Origin of the sequence: Microcystis sp. M31BS1 (assembly GCF_020245285.1) — a bacterium.
Lineage (GTDB): Bacteria > Cyanobacteriota > Cyanobacteriia > Cyanobacteriales > Microcystaceae > Microcystis > Microcystis panniformis.
The window spans coordinates 1-4,235 of the sequence record NZ_JADBVE010000398.1 but is presented as its reverse complement, the minus strand read 5'-3'; the positions used below and the strand labels follow the sequence as shown (position 1 = coordinate 4,235).

Genomic DNA, 4,235 nt, shown 5'->3' with positions numbered 1-4,235 from the left:
TGCCTTTAGTTTACAATTGGTTAAAGCAAGCAGAAGCTACTCGACGTTTAGTTAAGGATAATTACAAGGAACTAGAAGGAGAAGAACTGATCGAGGTGACAGTAGCAGAAAATGTTCTCAATCAGTTAAGTAATTTGCAAAGCTATCCAATTATTCGTTCCCGATTACATCAGGGTAAATTATCTCTACACGGTTGGATTTTTCGGATTGAAACCGGCGAAATTTTAGCCTACGATCCCATCCTACACGATTTTGTTGCTCCCCATAGTAAAATTACCCATCCCGAACCAGAAGACAATTTACCCCCCAGTCGTCACCTTCCCAATAGTCATCCCTTCAAGATTTCTGAGGATTATATCAGGACTCATGCCGAAGCAAAAAAAGCGACTCCTGCGGTTAATACTGTGGCCAAAAAGAATGGCTCCTCGACCCAAAAACCGGGCTATACTTATTTAGAACCCTCCCAAGCCGATCGCATTTATCGCGGTTCGAGAAGTTAATTAGGGATTAGAGAAATTCTCTAGAGATGTACTTATTACCGTCTCTAGAGTGGCAGTTAATGGCAAGAGCCTTCGCAGTTGATAATGACCGTAATCCGGGACAATCAGCCTGACATCTGGTGACAGCATCGGCAAGTCAGCAACGCTCAGTGTTAGGAAAGCTAATAGCTATTGCTTTTTACTCAAAAAATATGGTATGATAGAGAATTGTCAGTTTTACGGAAGCCGATGAAAACGGAAGAGATTATCAAATCAATCGAAGCCGAGTATCTCAAGAGCGATCTGCCCATTATCCATGTCGGTGACACGATCCGGGTAGGGGTGCGAATCGTCGAAGGAGATAAAGAGCGGATTCAGCCCTACGAGGGTATTGTCATCGCCAAACGCCATGGCGGTATCAACGAAACGATTACAGTACGCAAAGTCTTCCAGGGTGTGGGGGTAGAAAGAGTCTTCCTGCTCCACTCGCCGCGGGTTGCCAGTATCAAGATCATCCGTCGTGGTAAAGTACGCCGGGCGAAACTCTACTATCTGCGCGATCGGGTTGGCAAAGCCACCAGGGTACAAGAACGTTTCGATCGCCCTCTCTAAAAAATTTCCGGCGACAGCCTAACCAAGAAAGTTGCACAATCGCCAACAACTACGCTATAATAAATAAAGGCCTTAAAAAAGCCAAATCGTTTAGCGAATGGGCGCTCTTAGTTCAGTTGGTAGAACGCAGGTCTCCAAAACCTGATGTCGGGGGTTCAAGTCCTCCAGGGCGCGTTTGGTAATCACCAAGCCGATAACTGCAAAGGACATAATCTAAATGTCTGGGGGTTAGTGTGGGTTGTCCGGTGAAAATGATAAGTTAAGGATAGCTTGAGTATCATTTTAAGGAGTAGCGATCGTGGCCAAAAAAGAAACCCTAGAAAAAGACACGAGCGACAAGAAAGAGGGAAGCTCCTTTCAGGTCAAGGAATTCGTCAATGAAACCAAAGAAGAACTCGCCAAAGTCGTCTGGCCTTCCCGTCAGCAACTTTTGAGTGAATCGGCGGCCGTGATGTTAATGGTCACTTTGGTAGCCACTCTCATCTATCTGATTGATAAATTTTTTGCCTGGGGTGCGGGGAAGGTGTTCCCATGAATCTAGAAGAAGAGCAGTTTCCCGAAGAAGTCAATCTCAGCGGCCTACCGAAAAAACCCCGTTGGTATGCCGTGCAGGTGGCTTCCGGTTGTGAGAAACGGGTCAAAGCCAATTTGGAACAGCGCATCCACACCCTCGATGTGGCTGATCGCATTCTACAAGTCCAGATTCCCCAAGCGGCCACCGTCAAAGTCCGCAAGGATGGTTCACGGCAACACGGTGAGGAAAAAGTCTTCCCCGGTTATGTCCTGATCAGAATGATCATGGATGATGACGCTTGGCAGGTGGTGAAAAACACCCCCCACGTGATCAACTTTGTCGGGGCCGAACAAAAACGCCACTATGGACGCGGCCGCGGTCACGTCACCCCGCTACCCTTGAGTATGTCAGAAGTCGATCGCATCTTCAAACAAGCTCAGATTCAAGAACCCGTCGTCAAAATCAATATGGAAGTTGGCGATCAAATCTTGGTTCTATCCGGTCCATTTAAGGACTTTGAAGGGGAAGTGATCGAAGTTAGTCCCGAGCGCGGCAAACTCAAGGCCCTGCTCTCCATTTTTGGTCGGGATACCCCGGTCGAATTGGAATTTAATCAAGTCGAAAAACAAAACTAAATCATGGCTAAAAAAGTCGTCGCAATTATTAAACTAGCTTTACCTGCTGGTAAGGCTAACCCTGCTCCTCCGGTCGGTCCTGCTTTGGGTCAACACGGGGTGAATATTATGGCGTTTTGTAAAGATTACAACGCTAAAACCGCCGATCAGGCTGGGATGATCATCCCTGTGGAAATCTCCGTTTTTGAGGATCGTAGTTTTACCTTTGTCCTCAAAACTCCCCCCGCTTCCGTTCTCATCCGCAAAGCGGCCGGTGTGGAAAGAGGTTCCAACGAACCTAACAAGAAATTTGTCGCCACCATTACCCGCGACCAATTACGGGAAATCGCCCAAACTAAACTGCCCGATCTTAACGCTAACGACATCGAAGCGGCCATGAATATTGTGGCGGGAACGGCCAGAAATATGGGTGTCAAGATCTCAGACTAAATCTTATTTCGGGGAGAAGTTAAGCTTCGTTATTACCCAAGGAGCAACAAATCAGATGGTAAAAAAAGTTTCACGACGTTTGCGAGATGCCCAGGCTAAGGTAGAAAATAAAGCCTACGAGCCATTAGAGGCACTGACATTATTAAAGGAATTAGCGACGGCGAAATTCGACGAAACCGCCGAAGCTCATATTCGTTTAGGTATCGATCCTAAATATACCGACCAACAACTGCGGACAACGGTAAGTTTACCCAAAGGAACCGGACGCACGGTGCGAGTAGCGGTGATTACTCGCGGGGAACAGGTGCAGGAAGCGAACAACGCCGGGGCCGATATCGTTGGTTCAGAAGAATTAATCGAAGAAATCGCCAAGGGGATGATGGATTTCGAGGTGTTAATCGCCACCCCCGATATGATGCCGAAAGTGGCTAAATTAGGTCGTCAACTCGGTCCACGGGGTTTAATGCCTTCACCGAAAGGGGGAACCGTAACCACGGATTTAACGGGAGCAATCTCTGAGTTTAAAGCGGGTAAATTGGAATTCCGGGCCGATCGCACCGGGATCGTTCACGTTCAATTTGGCAAAGCTTCTTTTAGCGCCGAGGATTTGTTAATCAATTTGAAAGCTTTACAGGAAACGGTGGACAGAAACCGTCCTTCCGGAGCCAAAGGTCGTTACTGGCGTACAGTTTATGTTTCTTCCTCCATGGGGCCATCGATTCAAGTGGATATTAGCACCCTGCGGGATCTGAAATTAGCAGAAGGTTAATGACAGTTATTTTTCTTTGAAAAAGCCTCCAAGGGATTGGGGGCTTTTTTTGGGATTTTATCGAAAATTTGGGTCTAAAACCCCGTCCTTTAGCGTAGCGAAGGACGGCTTGACATTGTTGCTCACATAGCTTACCATAGTAAATGTAGTTTGGTAAGCAAAATGCTAAAAGCGTTCAAGTACAGAATCTATCGTGCGACTCGTTCCTACCAAAAGTCTAACAGACGTGGGTAGGACAAGGTTGAGAACCTTGATAACTCAATAACCGTGAAGGTGAAAGTCCTTCCCTCCAGATGATGGAGTGACAGCATAACCCCTTCCTGTGGAGAACGGTCATCAAAAGGGGAAAAGCGGGGTTAAATGGCAGTAAAGATGAATCTGACATCAAAACCTGTCTAGCATCTAACTATGTGTATGAATAAGAACTTCCGTCAGAAGTATCGTCACTGAAACCTAGCCTACACAGATTATTGGCTGGCAACAAAATGTTAACAAGCTAACGTACTGGGAAAAGATAGAGTTCAACCAGAATCATCTACACAGCTTCGGTATAGAGGAAGACACTAAAGTTAGGAATACGGTTGTTGGGAACGAAGTAATCCTTATGAATCTCTTAGATAGGTCGAAATCTAAGTAGTAACCAGCGTAAGACTCATGGGACTTCCAAAAAATAAACTATTCATCCTCAAGAATAATAATCATTCTCGGAGTGTGGGAGGTAGGGATCGATGGTTGCCCCCTCCTTCCAATTTTGTAGTAGAATTAATCCTGTACATTATTAATCAAGTTTTTCTTTT

Annotated in this window: 6 protein-coding genes and 1 tRNA gene; all 7 read left to right on the top strand. The window is 46.0% G+C overall.

The annotated features are described in order from the left end of the window. Window positions 1-500: carbonic anhydrase (locus tag IM509_RS22310; protein WP_287717354.1), on the top strand; the 500-nt coding region annotated here is incomplete at its 5' end. A 228-nt stretch (window positions 501-728) separates the two neighbouring features. Continuing rightward, complete coding sequence (gene rplS / locus IM509_RS22305) at window positions 729-1,091, top strand: 50S ribosomal protein L19 (protein WP_002738040.1); 363 nt, start codon at window positions 729-731, stop codon at window positions 1,089-1,091. A gap of 101 nt (window positions 1,092-1,192) precedes the next feature. Then, window positions 1,193-1,265 (top strand) — tRNA-Trp (locus IM509_RS22300). Window positions 1,266-1,389: 124 nt separating this feature from the next. Then, entirely contained in the window at window positions 1,390-1,626 is a 237-nt protein-coding gene (secE, locus tag IM509_RS22295; protein WP_002765998.1) for a preprotein translocase subunit SecE, read from the top strand. Next, entirely contained in the window at window positions 1,623-2,240 is a 618-nt protein-coding gene (gene nusG, locus IM509_RS22290; protein ID WP_002765996.1) for a transcription termination/antitermination protein NusG, read from the top strand. Before secE ends, nusG begins: the two co-directional genes overlap by 4 nt. A 3-nt stretch (window positions 2,241-2,243) precedes the next feature. Next, window positions 2,244-2,669 carry a 50S ribosomal protein L11 gene (rplK, locus tag IM509_RS22285; RefSeq protein ID WP_002761138.1) on the top strand — a complete coding sequence of 142 codons (426 nt, stop codon included), beginning with the start codon at window positions 2,244-2,246 and terminating at the stop codon, window positions 2,667-2,669. Between the two features lie 55 nt (window positions 2,670-2,724). Beyond that, window positions 2,725-3,438, top strand: coding sequence for a 50S ribosomal protein L1 (gene rplA, locus IM509_RS22280; RefSeq protein ID WP_052277567.1), 714 nt, complete (start codon window positions 2,725-2,727; stop codon window positions 3,436-3,438). Window positions 3,439-4,235 lie beyond the last annotated feature (797 nt).